Source organism: Inquilinus sp. CAU 1745 (genome assembly GCF_039839375.1).
Lineage (GTDB): Bacteria > Pseudomonadota > Alphaproteobacteria > DSM-16000 > Inquilinaceae > JBDOQU01.
This window is the reverse complement of sequence record NZ_JBDOQU010000007.1, coordinates 150,989-175,929: the sequence shown is the minus strand read 5'-3', so window position 1 is coordinate 175,929 and position 24,941 is coordinate 150,989. Positions and strand designations below refer to the sequence as shown.

Sequence of the window (24,941 nt, the reverse complement as noted above, 5' to 3'; positions counted from 1 at the left end):
GTGATACATGTACGTCGGTGTGACGTACATATCAAGGGATGATCTCTGCCGTGCCCCCCGGCGCCGTTCACTCCGGCTGCACGGCCGGGGCAATCTCCGTCTGTGGTGGCGCTGACGAACTATCGGCGTCTGATGGCGAGGGCGCCGGTGAAGGCTCGTCGGTTGCGGGTTCCGGCGTGGCGGGGTCTGCCTGCTGCGCCTCCTCCTCGCCGGCGGCCATTGCGGACCGATCCGTGCCGATCGGCTCCGGCGTGATCGTGCCGTCCGCCGCCGCGACGCGCCAGACGGTGTTGCCGGCGTCGTCGGCGATCAGGAGCGCGCCCGTCCCGTCGATGGCCACGCCGACCGGCCGGCCATGGGCCTGGTCGCCCTCGATGAAACCGGTGACGACATCCTGCGCCATGCCGGCGGGGCTGCCGTTCTCGAACGGCACATAGATGACCTTGTAGCCATTGAAGAAATTGCGGTTCCAACTGCCATGCTCGCCGATGAACGCGCCGTTCGCATAGGCGTCGGGCATGGCGGAGCCGTTCGTAAAGGCCAGGCCCAGCGCGGCGACATGGCTGGAGAGCGCGTAATCGGGCATGACCGCCTGCTCCACCATGTCCGGCCGCAGGGGATGGACCCGCTCGTCCACATGGTCGCCGTAATAGCTCCAGGGCCAGCCGTAGAACGCCCCCTCCCGCACCGACGTCATGTAGTCCGGCACGAGATTGGGGCCGAGTTCGTCGCGCTCATTGACGACGGTCCATAGTTCGCCGGTTTCGGGATGGAAGACCAGGCCGTTGGGGTTGCGCAGGCCGGAAGCGTAAACGAGGGCGGCGCCCGTCTCCCGGTCCACCCGCCAGATCGCCGCGCGACCCTTTTCGGCTTCCAGCCCCCGTTCCGCGACATTGGAGTTGGAGCCGACCGAGGCGTAGAGGAAGCGGCCGTCCGGGCTGAGCGCCAGATCCTTGGTCCAATGGTGGTTGATCGGCCCGCCCGGCAGCGGCGTCAGCACGCTCGGTTCGGCGGTGATCTCCATCTGGCCCAGCTCATAGGGGTAGGCGAGGATCGCATCGGCCGCGGCGACGTAAAGCGTGCCTTCGTACCAGGCGACGCCGAAAGGCGAGTTGAGCCCGGTCAGGAGATCGCTGCGTTCGTCCACCTGCCCGTCGCGGTTCGTGTCGCGCAGGAGGGTGATCAGGTTGCTCTCTTCCTGCGGCCCCCCGCCGCCGCCGTGGGCCAGCGACATGATCCAGCCGCGGATCACGTCCTTGGGCCGGATGACCGGCTTGCCGGTGGGCCCGCGCGACTGGACGACGAGCACGTCTCCGTTCGGCAAGGTATGGACTGTCCGCGGGTTGACGAGATCCCGCGCATAGGCGGTGACGGTCAAGCCCTCGGGAACCGTCGGCGTCTCGCCCTCCTGCCAGCCGATGACTTCCGCGATCTTCATGTCGGGCAGCAGGCCCGGATCGGGCTCGGGCAGCACGGGGTCGGGGCCGATCTGCTGGGAAATGTCGAAATCCGCGCCGTCGTCGCAGCCGGCGAGGGCGAAGAGGACGATGCAGCATCCCGCGAGGGTCGATGCGCGGAGGAATGAGAGGCTATTCATGATTGCTGACCCCGATGCCGTGGCGAAAGACCATCGCTCGGCCGAACCAGTCGGAGACGGCGAGGACGAGCACGGTCACGGCCGACAGGATCAGGCCGTAGGGAACGACGCCGGTCCAGCCGTCGCCGGCATGGACGAGGCTGTTGAAGAAGGCCAGGATCAGGGCGATCACGCCGCCCAGCGCATGGGGCCAGGCCGATCCCGGCGCGCGAGCCGCCGGCCGAAACAGGAAATCCGCCGCGCCCACGAGCGCCGCGATGACGCCAAAGACTAGCCCCGCCAGAAGCAGCCACTCGGAAAAATACTGCCACATGAGATACGACGTTCGCCAATAGGCGATGTCGGTCAGGAGCGTGAGCGTGAAGCAGACGATAGGAAACGGAGCGAGGGTCGCGTGAATCGGATGCCCGGCGACTGCGGCGGCGGAAGCGGATTGCTGGCGGTTCATCAAGGCGGCTCGACATGGTCATCGTTGGGTTACGTCGAGTCATACAGACGCCGGCCCCTTTTGTTCCCGTCGACCGTGTGGTCGCCTGAACCCGCGTGACAATGTCGCCGGATCAGGATATTATTCCTGTAACGATTGCGGGAACTCTCAAGTCTGAAGTGATTTGGAAACAGCTAAAGCCGACAAAAGCCTACAAAAGCCAACACGAGAAAAAAAAGCCCTCTCCCCTCGTGGGAGAGGGTTGGGTGAGGGGGCGGTTGGTTTCCTGCTCCGATGTCTCCGCCCTCGAAGGCTTTGAAATTCGATGAAAAGCCGACAAAAGCCTACAAAAGCCGACACCAGAAAAACCTCCTCCCGCCGCGGCGGTAGCAGGGGCGGCCTGAGGTCTCGTTAATGATGATTGCCCGGCTCGCCGCATTCGAGGAAAATGCCGATGGTCGCCGAGCCCCGAAGGAGGGCCGGCGTGGCTTGCCTTCAGGCAGGGGGCGGTTGCAGGGATTGCCCTTCCATGGCCGTCGCTCTGTCGGAGGTGCGGGACGCCGTCGATGCACGGGCGTTGCTGGACGCCCTCCTGTCCCGGATCGAACTGGCGGTCTGCCTGTTCGACCGTGAGGACCGCGTCGTCTTCTGGAACGACGCCTATCTTCGCTTCTTTCCCGAGGAAGCGCCGATCATACGGCCCGGCATCCCCTATGCCGAAACGCTGCGCCGCTATTTCGAAACGAACCTGTCCGCCGCGGAACTGCCGTTGCTGGAGCGTCACGTCGAGGCAGGGCTGGAGCGGCATCGGAAGCAGAACGATCCCTATGTCTATCAGCGGCAGGACGGGCGCTGGTATGAGGTCCGGTTCCACCGCTTCGCCGACGGCGGCAGGCTGAAGATCTGGTCGGACGCAACGGCCGCCCTGACAGCGGAGGCGGCGCGGTCCGGCATCGCCGACGCCGTCGCGGCGGATATCGGCGTCGCCCAGTACGATGCGGAAGGCAGGTTCATCCTGGCCAACAAGGCGATGGGCGGCCTGTTCCCCTGGAGCATCGATCTCTACCGCCATGGCGCAAGCTATGGGGAGCATCTTCGCCGCTACGCCGACCAGATCCTGGCGGAAGGCGAGCGGGCGCGGATCGAGCGGCTGGCCGCGCGGGAGAATCCGGGCGGGGAGCCGGTGCGCGAGCCGATGATCTTTCAGCGGCGGGACGGCGGCTGGCTCCAGCTTGAGGAGCGGTTGATCGGCGGCAACGGGTTGATGAGCCTGTGGACCGACGTGACCGGCCGGATGAATGCGGAGGCGCAGGTCAGCCGGCTGCGGGAAAGGCTGACCGACGCCATCGATTCCCTGGCCGACGGCTTCGCCCTCTATGATTCCGACGATCGTCTGGTGATCTGCAACGACCAGTACCGGGAGTTGAACGCTGTCACGGCCGACCTGCTGGTCCCCGGCGTGCGGTGGGAGGATTTCGTGCGCGAGGGGGCCCGGCGCGGCCAGTATGCGGACGCGGCGGGCCGGGAGGAGGAATGGGTGGCCGAACGCAAGGCGCAGCGCGCCCGCGTCGGCACGCCGTTCGAGGTGCCGCTGAGCGACGGAAGATGGATGCGCGTTGTGGACTGGCGCACGCGGGAGGGCGGCACGGTCGGCATCCGCATCGACGTCACCGCGCGAAGGGAGCGGGAGGCGGAGATCGCGCGCCGCACCGCCATGCTCGACGCCATCGGCTATGCCGCGTCGGCCATCGTCGGGCGCATCGGCTGGCAGGGCGGCATCCGGCAGTTGCTGAGCAAGCTGGGCGAGGCGGCGGAGGTCAGCCGGGTGTCGATCTTCCAGGTCCATCGGAATGCCGAGCGGGAACTGGTGCAGAGCTGCCGGTTCGACTGGGCGGCCCCCGGCCTCGTCACGCTCAGCGACGATCCCCGGAACTGGAACCAGAGCCTGACCGGCGACGACCCGGTGATGCGGCGGTGGACGGAGGAACGGCGCGGCGGCCGCCCTATCCAGGTGATGGCCCGCGACCTGACGGGGGAGTTGAGGGAGGAGTTCGACCGCCAGGGATCGCTCTCCTTCGTATCGGTCCCGATCTTCGTCGACGAGGAATGGTGGGGGCATATCGGCTTCGACGATTGCCGGCGGGAGCGGGTCTGGACCTCGCTTGAGATCGACATCCTCACCACCGCCGGCACGCTGATCGCGTCGGCGATCGAACGCGCGCAGGTGGAGGAGCGGCTGAGGCTGAGCGAGGAACGGTACCGGCGGCTGGTCGATTTGCTGCCCGACGGCGTTATGCTGCACGACCGGCGCGGGATAAGGTTCCTCAACGCCGCCGGCCGCGCCATCCTCGGCCTGTCCTCGCCGGAGGATCTGAATGGCCGCTCCTACGCCGATTTCATGGTCGACCCGCGCGATCCGGTCAATCGCGGCGCGATGCGGCGGCTGCTGGAATCGGGCGGGGACGTGCCGGTCACGGAATGTCGCGTCCGCACCGATGACGGAAGGGAGATCTTCCTGGAAGCGGAGGCCGTTCCCTTCTCCTACGACCGCAAGCCGACGGCGCTGATCCTCTTCCGCGACATCACCCGCCGGATCGAGACCGAACGCGAGCTGGCGTCCCATCGCGGCCATCTTGAGGAGCTGGTGGCCCAGCGTACGGCCGCCCTCACCGGGGCCGAAGGGCGGCTGATGGCGGCGATCACCACCTTCAAGGGTGGCATCGCGCTCTATGACAGTGAGGAGCGGCTGGTGGTGGCCAACGACGTGATCGCGGGCTTCACGCCCAGCCTCGCCGGCATCCTCAAGCCCGGCGTGGGGATGGAGGAGGTGACCCGCGCCATCGCGGCGGCGAGGGGGCACGATGAGGGATGGATCGCAGCGGAGCTGCGCAATCTGCGCGGACCGGAGGAATTCAACCAGGAAAGGCTGCTGCCGGACGGGCGCTGCATCGCCGTCAGCGTGCGCCATCCGCCCGACGGCAGCACGCTGATCGTCGCCACCGACGTCACGCCCTATCGCGACGCCGCCGAGGCTTTGCGCAGCGCGCTCCGGAAGGAAAAGCAGCTCGGCCAGTTGCAGCGGGAATTCATCTCGCTCACCTCCCATGAATTCCGGACGCCGCTCGCCATCATCGACATGGCGATCCAGCGCCTGATGCGCCGGAAGGATGTGCTGGAGCCGGACGAGTTCGACGCTCTGGGAGGCGAGATCCGCGACGCCGTCACCCGTATGGTCGGCCACATCGATTCCATCCTCAGCACGTCGCGGCTCGATCAGGGGGAGATCGAATTCCGTCCCGCCCCGTGCGATCTGCGGGCGATCCTTACCGAAGTCGTGCGCCGCCACGCTGCGTTCGACGCGACGCATGATTTCTCGCTCGACCTGGAGGGCCTGCCGCGGACGGTGTTCGCCGATGCCGGCCTTATCGACCATATCGCGACCAACCTGCTGTCGAACGCGGTCAAATTCTCTCCCGACGGCGGCCCGATCGCCATTCGGGGGTGGGCGGAGGATGGCTGCGCCGTCTGGTCCGTCGCCGATCGCGGCGTCGGCATCCCGGCCGAGGACATCCCGCGCGTCGTCCGGCGGTTCTACCGCGCCCGGACTTCCATCGGCGTCGCCGGCACGGGCCTGGGCCTCAGCTTCGTCGACAAGCTGGCGACGATGCATGGGGGAGAGATGATTATCGCCAGCACCGAGGGGGAGGGCACGACCGTCACCATCCGGCTGCCCGTGAGGCCCGCCCCTTCCGGCGTGGACGGGGACGGCGTCTGATGGCGACGATCCTGTTCATCGAGGACGAGCCCGCCCTGCGCCGGATGATCGCGGCGGAGCTGGCGGACGCCGGATACGCCGTGCTGGAGGCGGGCAACGGCCGCGACGGGTTGGCCTCTATTCTGTCCGATCGCCCGGATCTCATCCTCTGCGACGTCAACATGCCGGTGATGAGCGGCTATGACGTGCTGACCGAACTGCGCCTCAACCATCCCGACGCGGCGGAGATCCCGTTCATCTTCCTCTCGGCGCTCGCAGATCGCCGCGACATCGTTGCGGGGAAGCGGCTGGGGGCGGACGACTATCTGACCAAGCCCGTCGATGTCGACATGCTGCTGGCGACGGTCAGCGTCCGGCTCGACCAGATCGAGCGGCTGGGCCGGAAGTTCGAGATGGAGCGCGTGCGGCTGGAGACGGAATGGCGGCGGCTGGGGGAATCGGAACGGGTGGCGCGGGAACATCTGACCCGCCTCTTGGCCAGCCACGTCTCCGACACCGTGGCCGACGAGCTGGTCCGACAGACCGGCGTGACGGGCGGCGTTATCCTGAGGCCGCGACAGCTTCAGGCCACGATTCTCTTCTGCGACATCGACAATTTCACCTCGATCGCGGAGACGCTGCCGCCCGACACGCTGATCGAATGGCTGAACGGCTATATGGAAGCGATGGTGCGCTGCGTCCGCCGCCATCAGGGCATGGTGAACAAGTTCATGGGGGATGCGGTGATGGCGGTGTTCGGCGCCCCGGCGCTCCGTGCGGAGGAGGCGGAGATGGATGCCGACGCCGTCGCCGCCGCCCGATGCGCGCTCGACATGCGGCGGGAGCTGGTGGCCCTCAATCATGACGGCGAGGCGCGGGGGTTGCCGGCGATCGGCATGAGCATCGGCATCCAGTCCGGCCCGGTCATGGCCGGCAGCTTCGGCAGCGCGGATCGCATGGAATATACCGTCGTGGGCGACACGGTGAACACCGCCGCCCGTCTCGGCGATTTCGCCAAGACCTTCGTCGACAAGGCCGAACCCCGGGCGCCGGTGAAGATCCTGGTCGGCGAGGCTGCCTGGATGCGGCTGCGCGGCGGCTTCTCCGGAATCGCGATGGGCCCCGTGGTCCTCAAGGGCAAGGCCGGTGCGGTGGAAACCTATCGGCTGCTGGGACCCTGGGAAGCGATCTGACCCGGAAGAAAGGCGAGGCCGCCATCTCCGGTCAGGCGGCCTCGCCGGGGCCACCTACGGGCGCAGGGATGAACCCGCCGACATTCCCTGGTTTCCCCAACGCCCGTCCGGAACCGAGGTTCCCAGAAAAAGCCCCTCACCCAACCCTCTCCCCGCCGGGGAGAGGGCTACCTTTTACCCTCGCCCCTCAGGGGAGAGGGAGGGACCCGACCGCGAAGCGGGCGGGAGGGTGAGGGGGTTGGTTCATGCCCGGGCTTTTTTATGTTTGAGCGGCACCCTATAAGGATCGGCGATGCCGTTTTCCGGGAGAGAGCCTTGGCCGCCAAAGACCTTCGTGACGCCGCGCTGGATTATCACCGCCTTCCGACGCCCGGCAAGATATCGGTCACGCCGACCAAGCCGCTGACCACCCAGCGGGACCTGGCGCTGGCCTACTCCCCCGGGGTAGCGGCGGCCTGCGAGGCGATCGTGGAGGACCCGCTGGCGGCCAGCGAGATGACCTCGCGCGGCAACCTTGTCGCCGTCATCACCAACGGCACGGCGGTGCTGGGCCTCGGATCGATCGGACCGCTCGCCTCCAAGCCGGTGATGGAGGGCAAGGGCGTCCTCTTCAAGAAATTCGCCGGCATCGACGTCTTCGACATCGAGATCGACGAGAACGATCCCAAGAAGCTGATCGACATCATCGCGGCGCTGGAGCCGACCTTCGGCGGCATCAACCTTGAGGACATCAAGGCGCCGGAATGCTTCGAGGTCGAAGGCCGGCTGCGGGAGAAGATGAAAATCCCGGTCTTCCATGACGACCAACACGGCACGGCGATCATCGTCGCGGCGGCCATCACCAACGGGCTGCGCGTCGTCGGCAAGAAGCTGGAGGAGGTTAAGCTGGTGACCTCCGGCGCCGGCGCGGCGGCGATCGCCTGCCTCGACCTGCTGGTCGACATGGGCATGCCGGTGGAGAACATCACCGTCACCGACATTGCCGGCGTCGTCTGGAAGGGCCGGACGGAGCTGATGGACCCGCGCAAGGAACGCTACGCGAAGGAGACGGACGGCCGCACGCTTGCGGACGTGATTGCGGGCGCGGATATCTTCCTCGGCCTCTCCGCACCCAAGGTGCTGAAGCCGGAGATGGTGGCCCAGATGGCCGACCGGCCGATCATCATGGCGCTGGCCAACCCGGTGCCGGAGATCATGCCCGACGAGGCGAAGGCCGTGCGGCCGGACGCGGTGATCGCCACCGGCCGGTCGGACTTCCCCAACCAGGTCAACAACGTCCTCTGCTTCCCCTTCATCTTCAGGGGCGCCCTGGATGTCGGCGCGACGGCGATCAACGAGGCGATGAAGATCGCCTGCGTGAAGGCGCTGGCCGACCTGGCGCTCCAGGAGGGATCGGACATCGTCGCGACGGCCTATGGCGACCAGGAGCTGTGCTTCGGCGCGGATTATCTGATCCCCAAGCCGTTCGATCCGCGCCTGATCGTGGAGATCGCGCCCGCCGTCGCCAGGGCGGCGATGGAATCCGGCGTCGCCACGCGCCCGATCGAGGATTTCCAGGCCTACCGGCAGAAGCTGGAGCAGTTCGTCTTCCGCTCCGGGCTGGTCATGCGCCCCGTCTTCTCCGGCGCGAAGGAGGACCCCAAGCGCATCGTCTATGCCGAGGGCGAGGAGGAGCGGGTGCTGCGCGCGGTCCAGATCGCGCTCGATGACGGGCTGGCCCGTCCGATCCTCATCGGGCGGCGGGAGGTTGTGCAGCGGCGGATCGAGAATCTGGGCCTGCGCCTCCGGCTCGACCGGGATGTGGAGCTTTGCGATCCGCAGAGCGACCCGCGCTACAACGACTATTGGTCGACCTATCACGATCTGATGGCGCGGCGCGGCATCAGCCCGGACCGGGCGCGGACGGTGGTCCGCACCAACACCACCGTCATTGCCGCCCTGATGGTCCACAAGAAGGAGGCCGACAGCCTGATCTGCGGTACGGTGGGCATCTATCGCGACCATCTGCGCCATGTCATGAACATCATCGGCCTGCGTCCTGGCGTGCGGACGCCGGCGGCGATGAGCGTGCTGATCCTCAACAACGGCACCTTCTGCATGGCCGACACCTACGTCGTGCCCGACCCGACGGCCGAACAGGTGGCGGACATCACGGCGCTGGCGGCGGAGGAGATGCGGCGTTTCGGCATGGAGCCGAAGGCGGCGCTGCTCAGCCACTCCAATTTCGGCACGATGCAGGATCCGTCGGCCGTGAAGATGCGCCGGGCCCTGGATCTCGTCCGGGAACGGTCGCCGGAGCTTGAGATCGACGGCGAAATGCACGCCGATTCGGCCCTGTCGGAAGAAATCCGGTCGCGCATCTTCCCCGACTCGCGCCTGAAGGGGCAGGCCAACCTGCTGGTCCTGCCGAACCTGGACGCGGCCAACATCTCCTTCAACATGGTCAAGGTGCTGGGCGGGGCGATCTCCATCGGCCCGATCCTTATGGGCGCCGCCCAGCCGGCCCATATCCTGACGCCCTCGGTCACGGTGCGCGGTATCGTCAACATGACAGCGGTGGCCACCGTCGATGCGCAGATCGCGGAAACCAGAGGCGACAACGGCGATCGTCACCATCACGGCTACATCCCCGGTGAGGAGGCCGCCATTTGACGGACAGGGCGCCGGACGACGATATCCGAGAGCGGGAACGGCTCGAGGAGACGACCGACGCCACGCCGGTGATCGACGACGCATTCATCGAGCGCATCACCCAATCGCTCGACGAAGGGGCGATCGACGAGGTGGAGAGGGAACTGGCGGTCCTCCATTCCGCCGACCTCGCCGATCTGCTGGAACATCTTCATCCGGAAGACCGGGCGACAATCGTCGGGATCATCAAGCCGACGCTGAAGCTCGACGCCGAGGTGCTGACCCATCTCGACGAGGAGATCCGCAGCCAGGTCTTCGAGCTGCTGACGCCGGGCGAGATCGCGGCCGCCCTGGCGGAGCTGGATTCCGACGATGCGCTGACCCTCATCGAGGGTCTGGAGGAGGAAGAGCGGGAGGAGATCCTGGCCGCCCTCCCGGTCCGCCGGCGGCTGCTGGTGGAGGAAGGGCTGACCTTCCCGGAATATTCCGCCGGCCGCCTGATGCAGCGCGAGTATATCGCGGTGCCGATGTTCTGGACGGTGGGCCGGACCATCGATTATCTCCGCGCCGCGGAGGATCTGCCCGACGATTTCTTCCTGATCTTCTCCGTCGATCCGATGCACCGGCCGACGGGCGCCGTGCCGCTGTCGCGCGTGCTGCGGTCCAAACGGTCGGTCAAGATCGCCGATCTGGTCCAGGACGAGGTCCGGCCGATCGCCGCGACCACGGACCAGGAGGAAGTCGCCTACATGTTCCGCCAGTACGGCCTGGTCTCCGCTCCGGTGGTCGACGATTCCGGTCGGCTGATCGGCGTCGTCACCGTCGACGACGTGGTCGACGTGATCGACGAGGAGGCGGAGGACGATCTGCTTAAGCTGGGCGGTGTCGCGGAGGATGATTTCTACAGCGCCGTGCTGGACACCTCGCGCTCCCGCTTCTCCTGGCTCGGGCTCAACCTGCTGACCGCCATCCTGGCTTCCGGCGTGATCGCGATCTTCGAAGGCACGATCGAACAGATCGTGGCGCTGGCGGTGCTGATGCCGATCGTCGCCTCGATGGGCGGCAACGCCGGAACCCAGACGCTGACCGTCGCCGTGCGCGCACTGGCGATGAAGGAGCTTTCGGCCTCCAACGCCCGGCGGGTGATCGGCAAGGAATTGCTGGTCGGGTCGATCAACGGGCTGGCCTTCGCGATCATCGCCGGCGGCATCACCGCTGTCTGGTTCGGCGACCCGACGCTGGCGCTGGTTATCGGCGCGGCGATGATCATCAATCTTGTGATCGCGGCCCTGTCGGGGACGCTGATCCCGCTGGCGCTCGACCGCTTCCGGATCGATCCGGCCGTGGCGTCCGGCGTCTTCCTCACCACCGTCACGGACGTGGTCGGCTTCTTCGCTTTCCTGGGGCTGGCCGCATGGGTGCTGATATGAACGGTTTCCAGCCGGCCGACGAGGATTTCGAGGCCCGCGTCCGCGCTTCCTACGCCCGTATGCCGGTGATGGCGCTGATCGGCGCGGACCTGACCGTCGTGCGGCCGGGGCATGTGGAGATCGAGCTTCCCTACCGTCGCGACCTCTGCCAGCAGCACGGCTTCTTCCATGCCGGGATGGTTTCCACCATCGCCGATACGGCCGGCGGCTACGCGGCCTACAGCCTGTTCGCGGCGGAATCGGCGGTGCTGGCGGTGGAGTTCAAGATCAATTTGATGAGCCCCGCCGCTGGCGACCGGCTGCGCGCCGTCGGCCGCGTGCTGAAGCCGGGACGCACGCTGACGGTCTGCGAGATCGATGTCTTCGCGTCCAGGGACGGCGCGGAGAAGCTGTGCGCCCGGATGCAGCAGACCTGCATCCAGCTTGCCGGCCGCGACGATCTGCCGGCCGGCTGAGTAAGTTCAGGCAATAACGATCCGTTCCCGGAGGATACGCCCATGACCATTCCCAACGCCCTGCCGTCGATGAATTTCGACCTCGGCGAGACGGCCGACATGCTGCGCGGCAGCGTGGCGACCTTCGCGGCGGACGAGATTGCGCCCCGCGCCGGGGAGATCGACGCCACCAACCAGTTCCCCGAGGACCTTTGGCGCAAGATGGGCGATCTGGGCGTGCTCGGCGTCACCGTCGATGAGGAATATGGCGGCGCCGGCATGGGCTATCTGGAACACATGGTCGCGATGGAGGAGATCAGCCGGGCCTCGGCCTCCGTCGGCCTCTCCTACGGCGCGCATTCGAACCTCTGCGTCAACCAGGTCCGGCTGAACGGAAACGAGGAGCAGAAGCGCCGCTACCTGCCGAAGCTGGTCTCCGGCGAACATGTCGGCGCGCTCGCCATGTCGGAGCCAGGGGCGGGGTCCGACGTTGTCTCGATGCGTACGAGGGCGGAGAAGAAGGGCGACCGCTACATCCTCAACGGCAACAAGATGTGGATCACCAACGGGCCGGACGCCGACACGCTGGTCGTCTACGCCAAGACCGATCCCGCCGCCGGCCCGAAAGGCATCACCGCCTTCCTGGTGGAGAAGGGGATGAAGGGCTTCTCCACCGCGCAGAAGCTGGACAAGCTGGGCATGCGCGGTTCGAACACCTGCGAACTGGTCTTCCAGGATTGCGAGGTGCCGGAGGAGAACGTTCTGGGCCAAATCGGCGGCGGCGTCCGTGTGCTGATGAGCGGGCTGGACTACGAACGCGCCGTGCTGGCGGCCGGTCCCCTCGGCATCATGCAGGCCTGCATGGATGTCGTCGTGCCCTACCTCCACGAACGCAAGCAGTTCGGCCAGCCGATCGGCGAATTCCAGCTCATGCAGGGTAAGCTGGCGGACATGTATGTGACGATGAACGCCTGCAAGGCGTACGTCTACGCCGTCGGCCGCGCCTGCGACCGTCATGAGGTGACGCGGAAGGACGCCGCCGGGGCAATCCTCTACGCTGCGGAGAAGGCGACCTGGATGGCGCTGGAGGCGATTCAGTGCCTGGGCGGCAACGGCTATATCAACGAATACCCGACCGGCCGGCTGCTCCGCGACGCGAAGCTCTATGAGATCGGCGCAGGCACGTCGGAAATCCGGCGGATGCTGATCGGCCGGGAGCTCTACAAGGAAACCGCCTGAAGGCGGGTCAGCCGGCCGACCGCCGGTACCGCTCGGCAAGCCGGCGGTCGGCTTCCCGCTTGAGGTCGGGCCACAGTTCGTCCATCTCGGCGGTCGTGATGATGCCGTGGAGCGCCATGACGATCTCCGTCTCCACCAGCGCGCGCTCCTTGGCCGTCGCCTGCCAGGCCTCCAGCCGCCAGGCATCGCCGACATCCTCCAGGATGCCGGTCGAGACATAGGCGTGCGCGTCGACACGGTCGCCCTTGTGGTCGACGATCGGCAGCGGGGTCAGGACATATTCCCCGCCCTCGAAATAGCCCAGCCGGTCGATCTCAGTCGCCGTCAGCCCGTCGACCAGGATGCCGTCCACCCTGCCGTCGGGATGGGGGACGAGGATCGGATAGGTCTCTCCTGCCACCTTGCGGCGATGATGGCCCAGCAGGCAGCCGGGCTGGATATCGAACGAGTCCATGGGCCGCCCCACCGCGATCGCGAAGAGGTCCCGGTCCAACAGACTGCCGAAGAAGAAGAGGCGCATCGCCGGTCTTCCTTCTGGGGGGTGAGAGCGGAGGGGGCTTTTTGCCGAACGGGCCGCCGATGTCAAGGCCGGCGGGCTTCGATCTCCAGCCAACCCAGCCCGTCTTCGGTCACGCCTGCGGGATTGTATTCGCAGCCGACCCAGCCCCGATAGCCCAACCGATCCAGTCGCTCGAACAGTTGCCGGAAATCGATCTCTCCGGTGCCGGGCTCGTGCCGGCCGGGATGATCGGCGATCTGGACATGGCCGATGCGGGGCAGATGGGCCTCCATCGTCCGGACCGGATCGTCTCCCATCGCCGTGACATGGTAGGCGTCGAACTGGATCAGGAGATTGCCTGACCCCACCGCATCGATGATCTCCGAGGCCTGGGCGATGCGGGTGAGGTGGAAGCCCGGCATGTCGCGGTCGTTGATCGGCTCGATCAGCAGCCGGATTCCTTCCCTCTCCAGCGCCGTCGCCGCGAAGGTCAGGTTGTCCACCAGCGTCTGGTGGGCCTGTTCCGCGAGGCCGCGCGTCAGCCCGACAAGGCAGTTGAGCTGTTGGCAGCCGAGCGCGCGGGCATAGCCGATCGCCTTGCCCACCCCGTCCTGGAACTCCCCCGTCCGATCCGGATGGCAGGCGATCCCGCGCTCCCCGGTGCTCCAGTCGCCCGGCGGCAGATTGTGCAGCACCGCGACCAGTCCGCTGGCGCTTAACGTCTCGGCCACCGCATCCTTGTCATGGTCGTAGGGGAACTGGAACTCCACCGCGCGGAACCCGGCCCGTGCCGCCGCCGCGAACCGCTCCAGGAAGGACCGCTCGGTGAAGAGGAGGCTGAGATTGGCGGCGAATTTCGGCATCAGCAGCCCTAGATCCAGAGATAGAACCAGACCGCGCCCGCCAGCAGGCCGACCAGCAGCGCGACGATGCTCAGGCTGCGGAAATATTGGGGCAGTTCCCCCTGTTTCCAGGCGGAACGTCCAAGCAGCAGCAGATATGCCAGGAAGGCGAGCGCGAGGCCCTGCGTGATCGTCATGGGCCTGAGAATGGAGGGCCGATCGCGCCGCCGGTCAAGATTCTTTAGCGTGGCGGCCCTTACGCCGCCTGGACGTCCATCCGGCCGGACAGGGCCTGCGCGATCTGCCGCCAGTTCCCCTGGCGGATCAGGTCACCGCGCATGCCGGCCATCTGCGCCTTCAGCATCGCGGCGGCGACGGCGGTCTCGCCCAGCCGGGCCCACAGGGCGCGGGCGATTCTGGCGACTTGGATCGGGCTCAGCATTTTCGTGGTCTCCCGTTCGTTGACGGGAAGCAGCATGGCCCGTGCGGCGCTTCCACGATGTGCGGCGCGTCACATCCCCGGATGCGGCGTCAGTCTGTCACCAGCGTCAGCTTGCGGACGAACACGTCCAGCGCTTCCGGCAGGCTGGAGGCGCGGCGCAGCTTGCGCTTGTCGTCGAAGACGGCGAAGTCCGGCCCCCGCGGGCTCATGGTCTTCACGATGGCGAACAGCGGCTTGTCGTGGGCGTGTCGGAAGACGCTGAAGACCGCGATGCCGCCGCCATGGTCGATGGCGTAGTCCCGCCATTCACCGCGGGAGACGTGGTCGCTGTAGAGGGACAGGAGTTGGGAGAGTTCGGTGCGGTTGAAATAGGTCCGCTTTGGCTTCCGTCGCCGGTAATCGGAGAGTCGGACGATATGGGTCATGCCCCGAAAGGCCTCCATCGTGCATGGCCGATGCCTGCTATCGACATTTTCCCCAAAAATCCCGACTCGTCCAGAGGCGCGCGCATGATGCGCCGCCGGCCGCGCAGTTGTCAGCGGTCCTGCGATGGTCTAGGAACAGTGCGCCAAGCTGCAGGGTCCGCGACTCCGGCGGCGGAGGGCGGGGAACAAGTCGCGAAACGAGAAGCCGTCGGCGGCCATGAGTCCGGCCGGCATGTGAAGGGTGAAGATGGCCGACCTGTTTCGGGAAGTCGATGAGGCGCTGAGGGAAGATCGCGCCAAAAGCCTTTGGTCCAATTACGGAACCGCGATCGTCGCGCTGGCCGTCGGCATCGTCCTGGCGACCGCCGCGTTCGTCGCGTGGGAACGCTACAGCGCCAGCCGGAACACCGCCCGTACGGACGATATCGCCGCCGCCATGGCGGTCGCGGAGCAAGGCCCTGCGGAGGCCGCCGCGGCGATGGCCGCCGTGGTCGACGGTTCCGGCGGCGCCCACCGGACGCTCGCCCGCTTCTACGAGGCCGGCTTCCGCGCCGAGGCCGGCGACCAGGAGGCCGCGTCGATCATCTATCGATCGATCGCGACCGATGACGGAGTCGCGCAGCCCTGGCGGGATTTGGCCCTGCTGCTCGCGGTGCAGAGCGAGATCGACGCCGGCGATCCCGCCGCCCTCTCGGCCGATCTGGAGGCCCTGGCGGCCGACGACAGCCCGTGGCGCTTCACCGCGCGGGAGCTTCAGGGGCTTCTCGCGCTCCGCCAGGACGATCGCGACGCCGCGCTGGAGATCTTCCGTCAATTGTCCGAAGCGCCCGCCGCGCCCGGCGGCGTCCGCGCGCGGGCTTCCGAATTGACACAGTTGCTCAGCCGATAGGACCGCAGATGGCCGCCAAGCATGCGCTTCTCGCCCTTTCCGCCCTCGCTTTCTCAGCCCTGACGCTCTCCGGCTGCGGCATCGGCGGCTGGTTCGGAGGAGACGACGATGCGCCGCTGCCCGGCACGCGCATCTCCGTCCTGGAATTCGAACGGGGCGTCGAGGCTGATCCGGCGATGGCCAACGTGCCGGTGGTCCTGCCGCCGGCGGAGGCCAACGCGTCATGGCCGCAGGCCGGCGCCGTGCCGACCCATGCGCCGGGCCATCTTGCCCTTTCCGGCGGCCTCGAACCCGCCTGGTCGTCCAGCATCGGCGAAGGCGGCAGCGACACGCGCCGCATCCTTACGCCGCCGATCATCGTCGACGGCCGCATCTACGCGCTCGATTCCACCGGGGCGGTGTCGGCGATGGAGCAGGCGACCGGCCGTCGCCTCTGGCGGGTCCGCGTCTCCTCGCCGGAGGAGGACAATACGCCGCTGGGCGGCGGTCTCGCCTATGGCGACGGGCTGCTCTTCGCCTCGACCGGGTTCGGCGAGGTGCTGGCGGTCGATCCGGCCAATGGCGGCCTCGTCTGGCGCACCCGCGTCAGCGGCCCCGTCCGCTCCGGCCCCGCCTTCGATTCCGGCCGCATCTTCGTCGTGACGATCGATAACGAGCTGGAGGCGCTGGACGCCGCCACGGGGCAGGTCCTATGGACCCATACCGGCATCGTGGAGGAGGCGGGGCTGCTGGGCAGCGCCACGCCGGCGGTGGGCACGGGCGTCGTCATCGCCCCCTATTCCTCGGGCGAGGTCTTCGCCCTGCGCGTCGAAAGCGGCCGGCCGGCATGGTCGGACAGCCTCGTCGCCATCCGCCGCGTCGGGCCGCTGGCGACTCTCGCCGACATTCGCGGCGCGCCCGTCATCTCCGACGATCTGGTGATCGTCACCAGCCATAGCGGCCGCACGGCGGGGATCGATCTGCGCACCGGCGTGCGGGTCTGGGAGCAGCCTGTCGGCGGCATCCAGATGCCCTGGGTCGCCGGCGATTTCATCTTCCTGATCTCCAACGATTCCGAACTGGTCGCCCTGTCGCGGGAAACCGGCCAGGTGCGCTGGGTCACCTCGCTGCCGCGCTGGAACGATCCGGAGGATCGGACGGATGCGATCGTCTGGACCGGCCCCGTGCTGGCCGGCGGCAGGCTGATCGTCGCCAGTTCCGAAGGATCGCTGATCCAGATCGATCCCGCCGACGGCACGATCCTCGCGGAAAGCGAACTGCGCGACGGCACGACGCTGCCGCCTGTCGTTGCCGGCGGGACGCTCTATATCCTCGGCCAGAACGGCGACCTGACCGCCTATAATTGAGAACCACCGGCGCCCGCCGCGGCGCCGACGAAAGACAACCTGAAATGACGTTCACCGTCGCGATCATCGGCCGGCCGAACGTCGGCAAGTCGACATTGTTCAACCGGCTGGTGGGCAAGGCCATCGCGCTGGTCGACGACACGCCGGGCGTCACCCGCGACCGGCGGGAAGGGAAGGGGCGGATCGGCCCGCTGTTCTTCCGGGTCATCGACACGGCCGGGCTGGAGGAAGCGTTCGACGACAGCCTGGAAGCGCGGATGCGCCGCCAGACGGAGCGGGCGCTGGCGGATTCCGATGTTGCGCTGTTCCTGATCGACGCGCGCTCCGGCCTCACCCCGATGGATCGTCATTTCGCGCAGTGGCTCCGCCGGGGCGAGACGCCGGTGATCCTGGTCGCCAACAAATGCGAGGGCCGCGCCGCTCAGGGCGGGCTGTACGAAGCCTTCGAGCTGGGCTTCGGCGATCCCATCCCGCTTTCCGCAGCCCATGGCGAGGGCATGGCCGATCTTGTCCAGGCCCTGCTGCCGTTCGAGCCGTCGGAGGATTCCGGCGAAGATGGCGATGCCTCCGCCGAAGGCGATGACGGCGCCTTCAGGCCCGACGAGGATGATGACGAGGACGCGCTGGCCAAGGCCGAGGCGGAAGCCGCGGCGCGGCCGATCCAGCTCGCCATCGTCGGGCGGCCCAATGTCGGCAAGTCGACGCTGGTCAACGCGCTGATCGGGGAGGACCGGGTGCTGACCGGGCCGGAGCCGGGCGTGACCCGCGACGCCATCTCCGTCGAATGGTCCTGGAAGGGGCAGGCGATCCGTCTGGTCGACACGGCGGGTCTGCGCCGCCGCGCGCGCGTGTCGGAGAAGCTGGAGAAGCTGTCCGTCGCCGACACGCTGAACACCATCCGTCTGGCGAACGTCGTCGTGCTGGTGCTGGATGTCGACGCCATCCTGGACAAGCAGGATCTGACGATCGCCCGCCGCGTGATCGAGGAAGGCCGCGCGCTGGTCATCGCCGTCAACAAATGGGACCAGGTGGAGAACCAGGCGGCGGCGCTGGGCCGCCTCTCGGACCGGCTACAGACCTCGCTGCCCCAGGCGCGCGGCATTCCGACGGTCGCCATCTCGGCCCTGAAGAACCGCAAGCTGCCGAAGCTGATGGACGCGGTCCTGGAAAACCACCGGCTGTGGAATCGCCGCATCTCGACCTCCCGGCTCAACCGCTGGCTGGCCCAGGTGCTGGACCTGCACCCGCCGCCGATGGTTCAGGGGCGGCGGATCAGGATTCGCTACATGACCCAGGTCAAGAGCCGCCCGCCGACCTTCGTGCTGTGGGCGTCCCAGCCGGAGGAACTGCCGGAAGCCTATGTGCGCTATCTCGTGAACGGCATCCGCGAGGCGTTCGAGCTGCCCGGCGTGCCGATCCGCGTGCTGCTGCGCAAGGGCAAGAACCCCTACGCAAAATAGGGAAAGGCGCGAAATCGCCACTTGCCATCCGAAAGGAGCAAGAATGGTCGCAGTCGCCCTGCGTTTCCTGCAAGCGTGGCCTGCATTCCGGCATCTGGTGGTTTGCCCTTCTTCATCCTATCTTCTGTTTATGTTCGATCGCTTGCGAAGTCTGGCGATCACGTTCGCTCCGCTTCGTCGCCCGGCCGCCTCCCCAAATCGCCGGCCGACGGCTCCCCCCAGAGCAGCGGAGACGAACGCCTAAGGCCGCGCCCGGAGTCCTCCCCTCCGGGCGCGGTTTTTCTTTATCGCCTCTCGGAAAACCTGGGGCCTACTCGCCGGCCTCGCGGATGTCGGCTTCGCCGGCGGGTGGCTGGACGGATTCCCGTTCGACCAGCGGGCAATCGATCTTCATCTGCAGCGGCCGCGAGACCTTGTTGTGCAGTGCGTCGGAGATCAGCCGCTCCACCGCCCAGCGACCCATCTCATAGTTCGGCAGCAGGACGGTGGTCAGCGGCGGCCTCGTATGCTGCGCGACCTCCTGGTCGTCATAGCCCATGATCGCCACATCGTCCGGAACCGACAGCCCCAACTCCTTCAGCGCCTCCAGCGCGCCGACCGCCATCAGGTCGTTCGCGCAGAAGATCGCCGTCGGCGGGCGCGGCTCGCGCATCAGCGACAGGGTGTGCTCGTAACCTCCGGTCGGCATCCAGTCGCCGCCCCGGACCAGCGCACGGTCGAACGGCAGGTCGGCGGTCGCCAGCGCGTTCCGATAACCGTGGAACCTGTCCCGCGCGGCATCCATCCAGGTCTCGCCGTTGATGAAGCCGATGCGCTTGTGGCCCGCCCGGATCAGCCGTTCGGTCGCCATATGGCCGCCCGCCATCTCCCCCGGCACCACAGAGGGCAGGGCGCGGTCGGCGGCGTAGCAGTTCAGCAGCACGGTGGGCACGCCGGACAGCAGGGGCGGGATGCTGACGCGGCGGGTGAAGATGCAGGAATAGACGACGCCCACCAGCCCCGGATGGGCCAGCAGGCTGCGCAGCGTGGCTTCCTCCAGCTCCGCGTTGGAGCGGGTCGCAAAGACCGACAGCACGCAGCCATGCTCCCACGCCGCCTCCCGCGCGCCGTCGACGGAGACGACGGGATGCGGGCTGGTCGATATCTCGTCCACCAGATAGCCGATCAGGTTCCGTCCGGGCGTGGCGGCACCGCGCGCCTGGCCTCTCGGTTCAAGCTGATAGCCGATCTGCCGCGCCGCCTCCCGGACCCGCTTGCGGGTCGCTTCGGAAATGCGGGCGCCGCTCATCCCGTTCAGCACCAGGGAAACGCTGGATTGCGAGACGCCGGCCAGGGTCGCCACGTCGGTCATGGTCGGCCGTCTTCCGCCCGGCGTTTGGGCCGCCACCGGTTCTCCGTCGGCAGGCTCCGCCGCCTTCGTGAAAGGACCGCATCGGAAGTTAATGCCGGCCATTACGCTCCCGCCTCAGGATGGATGGACAGTCCATATGACTGATTATTAGCACGGCTATACATCTACGAATAAAGGGATTTCCTGTCACGTCTTTCTTTAAATTTCGGAAATTTACGTTCTTGTTGACTTGAGCTTATTAGCCGTGACAGCATCCTCCGGTGGCGTTCCCTAACGGCCCACCAAGAACCGCGGAAAAACCGCTCCCTCATCCATAGGGAGGATACCGAACCATGCCCCGAAATATCCGTGGCCTGACTCTGGGCCTGACGCTTCTGACCTCCGCGCTGCCGGCGATCGCTTTTGCCCAGGGACTGCCGCCGCTTGAGCAGAAGGACAGCTACCGCGTCGGCTTCGCCCAGACGGAGAGCAACAACCCCTGGCGTATCGCCGAGACGCAGAGCATGCGGGACGTCGCCGACGAATGCGGCTGGGAACTCGTCTACACCGACGCCGCGGGATCGGCCGCCAAGCAGGTCGCCGACGTCAATTCCATGATCGCCCAGGGCGTCGACGCCATCTTCCTTGCGCCGCGCGAGGAGACGCCGCTGATCCCCGCCGTGATGAACGCCAAGGAGGCGGGCATCCCGGTCTTCCTGATCGACCGCAATGTCAACCAGTCCGTCGCCCAGGCGGGAGAGGACTACGTCACCTTCATCGGGTCGGACTTCATCGACCAGGGACGCCGCGCCGCCGAATGGCTGGTGGCGGAGACGGGCGGCGAGGCGACGATCATCGAGCTTGAGGGCACCACCGGCTCGTCCCCCGCGAACGACCGGAAGAAGGGCTTCGACGATGTCATCGCCGAGCATCCGGGGATGGAGATCGTCGCGTCGCAGAGCGGCGACTTCTCCCGCGACCAGGGGCGCGAGGTGATGGCAACGCTCCTTCAGGCCCATCCCGACGTGACGGCGGTCTACGCCCATAATGATGAAATGGCGATCGGCGCCATCGCGGCGCTGGAAGCGGCCGGCCGGACGCCGGGCGAGGACGTGACGATCGTCTCCATCGACGGGACCCGCGACGCCCTCCAGGCCATCATCGACGGCAAGCTGGGCGCGACGGTGCAGAGCAGCCCCTTCTTCGGCCCCATCTCCTGTGAGACGATGCAGCGGTACGCGGCCGGCGAGGAGATCGAGCCCTGGGTCAAGATCGAGGACATGTTCTTCGACGCCAGCAACGCCGCCGAGCATATCGACGAGGCGTACTAAGGCTCCGGGCCATGTGGCCGCCGCCGTCAGGGGCGGCGGCCGTCGTTCCGTGTGCGGAGGTTGAGGCGATGCCATGATCCCCTCGAACGATCCGGCGCCCCTGCTCCTGATGGAGGGGGTGTCGAAAAGCTTCTCCGGCGTTCCCGCCTTGCGCGGGGCCTCGCTGAAGGTCGCTGCCGGGGAGGTCCATGCCCTGATCGGCCAGAACGGCGCCGGCAAGTCGACCATGATCAAGATCCTCACCGGCGCCTACCGCCGGAACGAGGGGACGATCCGGTGGCAGGGGCGGGACGTGGCCTTTTCCTCGCCCCGTCGGGCCCAGGATGACGGCATCAGCACGATCTATCAGGAGATCAACCTGGTGCCCTACCGGTCGGTGGCGGAGAACATCTTCCTTGGGTGGGAGCGTCGCCGCTGGGGGCTGATCGACTGGCCGGCGACCAATGCCGCCGCGCGGGAAGTGCTTCGCCGCTTCGGCATCGGCATCGATGTCCGGCTGCCGCTCATGGCCTACAATGTCGCCATCCAGCAGATGGTCGCGATCGCCAGGGCCGTGTCGCGCGACAGCCGGCTGGTGATCATGGACGAGCCGACCTCCTCCCTCGACGACAATGAGGTGGAGACGCTGTTCAACGTGATCCGCCAGTTGAAGGAGGGCGGCGTCTCCGTGATCTTCGTCAGCCACCGGCTGGACGAGCTTTACGCCGTCTGCGACCGGGTGACGATCATGCGCGACGGCCAGACCGTCACCGAAGGCGCGCCGCTAGCCGATATCTCGCGGCTTGAACTGGTGGGCCGGATGCTGGGTCGCGATCCGGCGGAAACGGCCAGGGAGGCTGCGGCCGGACAGGAAGGGGAAGAGGCGGCGGGACGGCCGGGTCTGCTTGCCGCCAGGGGGCTTCGGCGCGGCCGCCGGCTGGACCATGTCGATCTCGACATCCATGCGGGTGAGATCGTTGGCTTTGCCGGGCTCCTGGGATCGGGCCGGACGGAAGCGGCGCGCGTGATCTTCGCGGCCGACGCGGCGGAGGACGGGACGATGGAGTTCGCCGGCGCGCCCGCATCCTTCCACGAACCGGCCGACGCCATCCGCGCCGGCATCGGCTTCTGCACCGAGGACCGTAAGACCGAAGGCATCATTCCCGACATGTCGGTGCGGGAGAACCTGACCCTGGCGCTGCTGCCGTCCCTCAGCCGGCGTGGGATCGTCTCCGTCGAACGGCAGCGGGAGATCGTCGACCGGTTCATCCGGCAGTTGGGCATCAAGACATCGGGGCCGGAGCAGAAGATCCGGGAACTCTCGGGCGGCAACCAGCAGAAGGTGCTGCTCGCCCGCTGGCTCTGCCTCGGGCCGCGCCTGCTGCTGCTGGATGAGCCGACGCGCGGCATCGATGTCGGGGCGAAGGCCGAGATCCTGTCCCTGATCAAGGATCTGGCGCGGGACGGGCTGGGCGTCCTGATGATCTCCTCGGAAATCGAGGAGCTTGTCGAGGATTGCGACCGCATCGTCGTCCTGCGCGACGGGCGCAGCGTCGCGACCTTGACCGGCGATGCGATCGGGGAGGATTCGATCATGGCCGCGATGGCGACCGGCGATGCCCCGGAAGGCGAAGAGGGCAGGGCGTGACCGGCATGACCGAAGCCTCGCCGCGCCGGCGGATGGCCATCATCCCGAAGCTGAAGGGCGCGCAGACCTATGGGGCGCTGGCGGCGCTCATCGCGCTGCTGCTCTTCAACGCGCTGTTCACGCCGAACTTCCTGACTCTCCAGACCCTCAACGTCAATCTGATCCAGGTGACGACCATCGTCATCGTCGCGGTCGGTATGACGATGGTGATCGCGACCGGCGGCATCGACCTCTCCGTCGGCTCGCTGATGGCGATCGGGGGCGCGCTGGCGCCGCTGATCTTCCTCAGCGACCTGCCGCTCCTGTCCTCGCCCGCGATCGGCGTGCCGCTGGCGATCGTGCTGCCGATCCTCACGGCCGGCCTGTTCGGCCTCTTCAATGGCTGGCTGATCACGCGCTTCTCCATCCAGCCGATCATCGCGACGCTGGTCCTGTTCATCGCCGGGCGGGGCATCGCGCAGGTGATGACGAACGGCAATTTGCAGACCTTCAGCAACGACAGCTTCCAGTTCCTCGGCCTCGGCCGGGTGCTGGGCATCCCCTTCCAGGTCCTTATCATGATCGCGATCGTCATCGCGGCCTCCTGGATTATGCGGCGGACGGTGTTCGGCCGGCAGGTGCTGGCGATCGGCGGCAATGAGGCCGCGGCGCGTCTGTCGGGCATCCCGATCAACCGGGTGAAATGGGCGGTCTACGCCATTGTCGGGCTGCTGAGCGGCCTCGCCGGCCTCATCGTCATCGCGATCAACTCTTCCTCCGACGCCAACCAGATCGGCCTCGGCATGGAACTTGACGCCATCGCCGCCGTCGTGGTCGGCGGCACGGCGCTGACCGGCGGCAAGGCGACGATCGTCGGCACGCTGATCGGCGCGCTGATCATCCAGTTCGTCGGCTACACGCTGCTGGCCCACGGCATACCCGACGCCGCGGCGCTGGTGGTCAAGGCGGGGATCATCCTGCTGGCCGTCTATGTGCAAAGGCGGGACGCGCCATGACCAGCATTCCCGTCGCCGACGGCGCGGCCCGCCGGGCGAAGTATGGCAGCCTGCTGCAACGCCAGGCGGTGCTGATCGCACTGGCGCTGCTGATCCTGTTCGGGGCGCTGCGGTACGAGAATTTCCTCAGCGAATACAATGTGCTCAGCGTCCTGCGCTACAATTCGATGTTCGGGCTGATCGCGCTGGGCATGGCCTTCGTCATCATGACCGGCGGCATCGATCTGTCGGTGGGCGCGGTGGCGGCGCTGTCCAGTGTCGTGGCGGCCCTGGTCAGTCCGCAGGGCATGCTTCCGGCGGTCCTGGCAGGCGTCGCCGCCGGGGCGGCGGTCGGCCTCTTCAACGGCGTCGTCATCGCGAAGCTGAAGATCCTGCCCTTCGTCGCGACGCTGGCGATGCTGCTGGGCGCGCGGGGGATGGCGCTGCTCCTGGCCGGCAACAAATCGGTGCCGGTATCCTGGGATTCGGGCTTCACGCATTTCGGCATGGGTGACCTTCTCGGCCTGCCGATCCCGGCGCTGGTCATGGGCGCGGCCTTCATCCTCGGCTCCCTCGCGCTCAACTTTACCGGCTTTGGCCGCTACACCCTGGCGATCGGCGGCAATGAGGAGGCGGCCCGCCTGATGGGCCTGCCGGTCGACCGGATCACGATCGGCGTCTACACCCTGTCGGGAACGCTCGCGGGGCTGGCGGGTGTCATCCTTGCCTCCCAGTTCGGCGCGGGACAGCCGACCGAAGGCGCGGGCTGGGAACTCTTCGCCATTGCCGCCGTGGTCGTGGGCGGCACATTGCTCACCGGCGGCGTCGGCTATATCGGCGCCACCCTATCGGGCGTGCTGTTGCTGGGCCTTATCTTCAACATCCTGAACTTTGAGAACGGCAAGGGCCTCATCAGCCTCAGCGCCTATTGGCAATCCGTGGTCCGCGGGGCGTTCCTGCTGGTCGTGGTGATCCTGCAAAGCCGGCTGACTCGCCGCTGACATCGGCTGCCCCGAATGAACGGAATCCGTTCCCAAGGGTTGTTCTGGGAGCGCCAATCGTCGGGGATGG

21 protein-coding genes are annotated in these 24,941 nt (G+C 67.2%); 13 read left to right on the top strand and 8 right to left on the bottom strand.

Annotation, left to right across the window (positions count from 1 at the left end; all coding sequences use genetic code 11):
• Nucleotides 1–67 precede the first annotated feature (67 nt).
• Nucleotides 68–1,597: a sorbosone dehydrogenase family protein gene (locus tag AAFN89_RS10890; RefSeq protein ID WP_347538941.1), complete on the bottom strand. Its 1,530-nt coding sequence runs from the start codon at nucleotides 1,595–1,597 to the stop codon at nucleotides 68–70.
• Nucleotides 1,590–2,045: a DUF2231 domain-containing protein gene (locus tag AAFN89_RS10885; protein WP_347538939.1), complete on the bottom strand. Its 456-nt coding sequence runs from the start codon at nucleotides 2,043–2,045 to the stop codon at nucleotides 1,590–1,592. The genes AAFN89_RS10890 and AAFN89_RS10885 overlap by 8 nt, the downstream gene beginning before the upstream one ends.
• 508 nt (nucleotides 2,046–2,553) lie before the next feature.
• Here AAFN89_RS10885 and AAFN89_RS10880 point away from each other — a divergent pair.
• From AAFN89_RS10880 to AAFN89_RS10855, 6 genes are all read left to right on the top strand, one after another.
• The gene (locus AAFN89_RS10880) at nucleotides 2,554–5,799 is read left to right on the top strand and encodes a PAS-domain containing protein (protein ID WP_347538937.1); all 3,246 of its coding nucleotides are present in this window, start codon (nucleotides 2,554–2,556) and stop codon (nucleotides 5,797–5,799) included.
• Nucleotides 5,799–6,971: an adenylate/guanylate cyclase domain-containing protein gene (locus AAFN89_RS10875; RefSeq protein ID WP_347538935.1), complete on the top strand. Its 1,173-nt coding sequence runs from the start codon at nucleotides 5,799–5,801 to the stop codon at nucleotides 6,969–6,971. The genes AAFN89_RS10880 and AAFN89_RS10875 overlap by 1 nt, the downstream gene beginning before the upstream one ends.
• A gap of 315 nt (nucleotides 6,972–7,286) precedes the next feature.
• Nucleotides 7,287–9,623, top strand: a complete 2,337-nt coding sequence (locus tag AAFN89_RS10870; protein WP_347538933.1) for an NADP-dependent malic enzyme — start codon at nucleotides 7,287–7,289, stop codon at nucleotides 9,621–9,623.
• Nucleotides 9,620–11,032, top strand: a complete 1,413-nt coding sequence (mgtE, locus tag AAFN89_RS10865; RefSeq protein ID WP_347538931.1) for a magnesium transporter — start codon at nucleotides 9,620–9,622, stop codon at nucleotides 11,030–11,032. The genes AAFN89_RS10870 and mgtE overlap by 4 nt, the downstream gene beginning before the upstream one ends.
• Nucleotides 11,017–11,487, top strand: a complete 471-nt coding sequence (locus AAFN89_RS10860; RefSeq protein WP_347538929.1) for a PaaI family thioesterase — start codon at nucleotides 11,017–11,019, stop codon at nucleotides 11,485–11,487. The genes mgtE and AAFN89_RS10860 overlap by 16 nt, the downstream gene beginning before the upstream one ends.
• Nucleotides 11,488–11,529: 42 nt before the next feature.
• Entirely contained in the window at nucleotides 11,530–12,705 is a 1,176-nt protein-coding gene (locus AAFN89_RS10855) for an isovaleryl-CoA dehydrogenase (protein ID WP_347538927.1), read from the top strand.
• A 7-nt stretch (nucleotides 12,706–12,712) separates the two neighbouring features.
• On the opposite strand, the gene AAFN89_RS10850 is transcribed toward AAFN89_RS10855, so the two are convergent.
• The 5 genes from AAFN89_RS10850 to AAFN89_RS10830 form a co-directional block, all read right to left on the bottom strand.
• A complete protein-coding gene (locus AAFN89_RS10850) occupies nucleotides 12,713–13,225 on the bottom strand; it encodes a gamma-glutamylcyclotransferase family protein (protein ID WP_347538925.1) in 513 nt (170 codons plus the stop codon).
• Nucleotides 13,226–13,287: 62 nt separating this feature from the next.
• Nucleotides 13,288–14,067, bottom strand: coding sequence for a hydroxypyruvate isomerase (hyi, locus tag AAFN89_RS10845; protein WP_347538923.1), 780 nt, complete (start codon nucleotides 14,065–14,067; stop codon nucleotides 13,288–13,290).
• A gap of 8 nt (nucleotides 14,068–14,075) precedes the next feature.
• Nucleotides 14,076–14,243 (bottom strand): hypothetical protein, encoded by a 168-nt coding sequence (locus tag AAFN89_RS10840; RefSeq protein WP_347538921.1) that lies wholly within the window; start codon nucleotides 14,241–14,243, stop codon nucleotides 14,076–14,078.
• 59 nt (nucleotides 14,244–14,302) lie between these two features.
• Nucleotides 14,303–14,488, bottom strand: coding sequence for a hypothetical protein (locus tag AAFN89_RS10835; protein ID WP_347538919.1), 186 nt, complete (start codon nucleotides 14,486–14,488; stop codon nucleotides 14,303–14,305).
• An 89-nt stretch (nucleotides 14,489–14,577) separates the two neighbouring features.
• Nucleotides 14,578–14,913 (bottom strand): DUF2794 domain-containing protein, encoded by a 336-nt coding sequence (locus tag AAFN89_RS10830; RefSeq protein WP_347538917.1) that lies wholly within the window; start codon nucleotides 14,911–14,913, stop codon nucleotides 14,578–14,580.
• A gap of 247 nt (nucleotides 14,914–15,160) precedes the next feature.
• Here AAFN89_RS10830 and AAFN89_RS10825 point away from each other — a divergent pair, with 247 nt between their 5' ends.
• From AAFN89_RS10825 to der, 3 genes are read left to right on the top strand one after another with little or no spacing between them, the layout of a single operon-like run.
• On the top strand, nucleotides 15,161–15,802 hold the full coding sequence (locus AAFN89_RS10825; RefSeq protein WP_347538915.1) for a tetratricopeptide repeat protein: 642 nt from the start codon (nucleotides 15,161–15,163) through the stop codon (nucleotides 15,800–15,802).
• An 8-nt stretch (nucleotides 15,803–15,810) separates the two neighbouring features.
• A complete protein-coding gene (locus AAFN89_RS10820; protein ID WP_347538913.1) occupies nucleotides 15,811–17,148 on the top strand; it encodes a PQQ-binding-like beta-propeller repeat protein in 1,338 nt (445 codons plus the stop codon).
• 44 nt (nucleotides 17,149–17,192) lie between these two features.
• Nucleotides 17,193–18,608 carry a ribosome biogenesis GTPase Der gene (gene der / locus AAFN89_RS10815; protein ID WP_347538911.1) on the top strand — a complete coding sequence of 472 codons (1,416 nt, stop codon included), beginning with the start codon at nucleotides 17,193–17,195 and terminating at the stop codon, nucleotides 18,606–18,608.
• A gap of 310 nt (nucleotides 18,609–18,918) precedes the next feature.
• Here der and AAFN89_RS10810 read toward each other — a convergent pair whose 3' ends face one another.
• Nucleotides 18,919–19,959 carry a LacI family DNA-binding transcriptional regulator gene (locus AAFN89_RS10810; protein WP_347538909.1) on the bottom strand — a complete coding sequence of 347 codons (1,041 nt, stop codon included), beginning with the start codon at nucleotides 19,957–19,959 and terminating at the stop codon, nucleotides 18,919–18,921.
• 332 nt (nucleotides 19,960–20,291) lie between these two features.
• On the opposite strand from AAFN89_RS10810, the gene AAFN89_RS10805 reads away from it, so the two are divergent.
• The 4 genes from AAFN89_RS10805 (at nucleotide 20,292) to AAFN89_RS10790 (ending at nucleotide 24,871) form a co-directional block, all read left to right on the top strand.
• Nucleotides 20,292–21,269 carry an ABC transporter substrate-binding protein gene (locus AAFN89_RS10805; protein WP_347538907.1) on the top strand — a complete coding sequence of 326 codons (978 nt, stop codon included), beginning with the start codon at nucleotides 20,292–20,294 and terminating at the stop codon, nucleotides 21,267–21,269.
• A 73-nt stretch (nucleotides 21,270–21,342) separates the two neighbouring features.
• On the top strand, nucleotides 21,343–22,896 hold the full coding sequence (locus tag AAFN89_RS10800; RefSeq protein WP_347538905.1) for a sugar ABC transporter ATP-binding protein: 1,554 nt from the start codon (nucleotides 21,343–21,345) through the stop codon (nucleotides 22,894–22,896).
• A gap of 5 nt (nucleotides 22,897–22,901) precedes the next feature.
• A complete protein-coding gene (locus AAFN89_RS10795; RefSeq protein WP_347539065.1) occupies nucleotides 22,902–23,891 on the top strand; it encodes an ABC transporter permease in 990 nt (329 codons plus the stop codon).
• Nucleotides 23,888–24,871, top strand: coding sequence for an ABC transporter permease (locus AAFN89_RS10790; RefSeq protein ID WP_347538903.1), 984 nt, complete (start codon nucleotides 23,888–23,890; stop codon nucleotides 24,869–24,871). Before AAFN89_RS10795 ends, AAFN89_RS10790 begins: the two co-directional genes overlap by 4 nt.
• Nucleotides 24,872–24,941 lie beyond the last annotated feature (70 nt).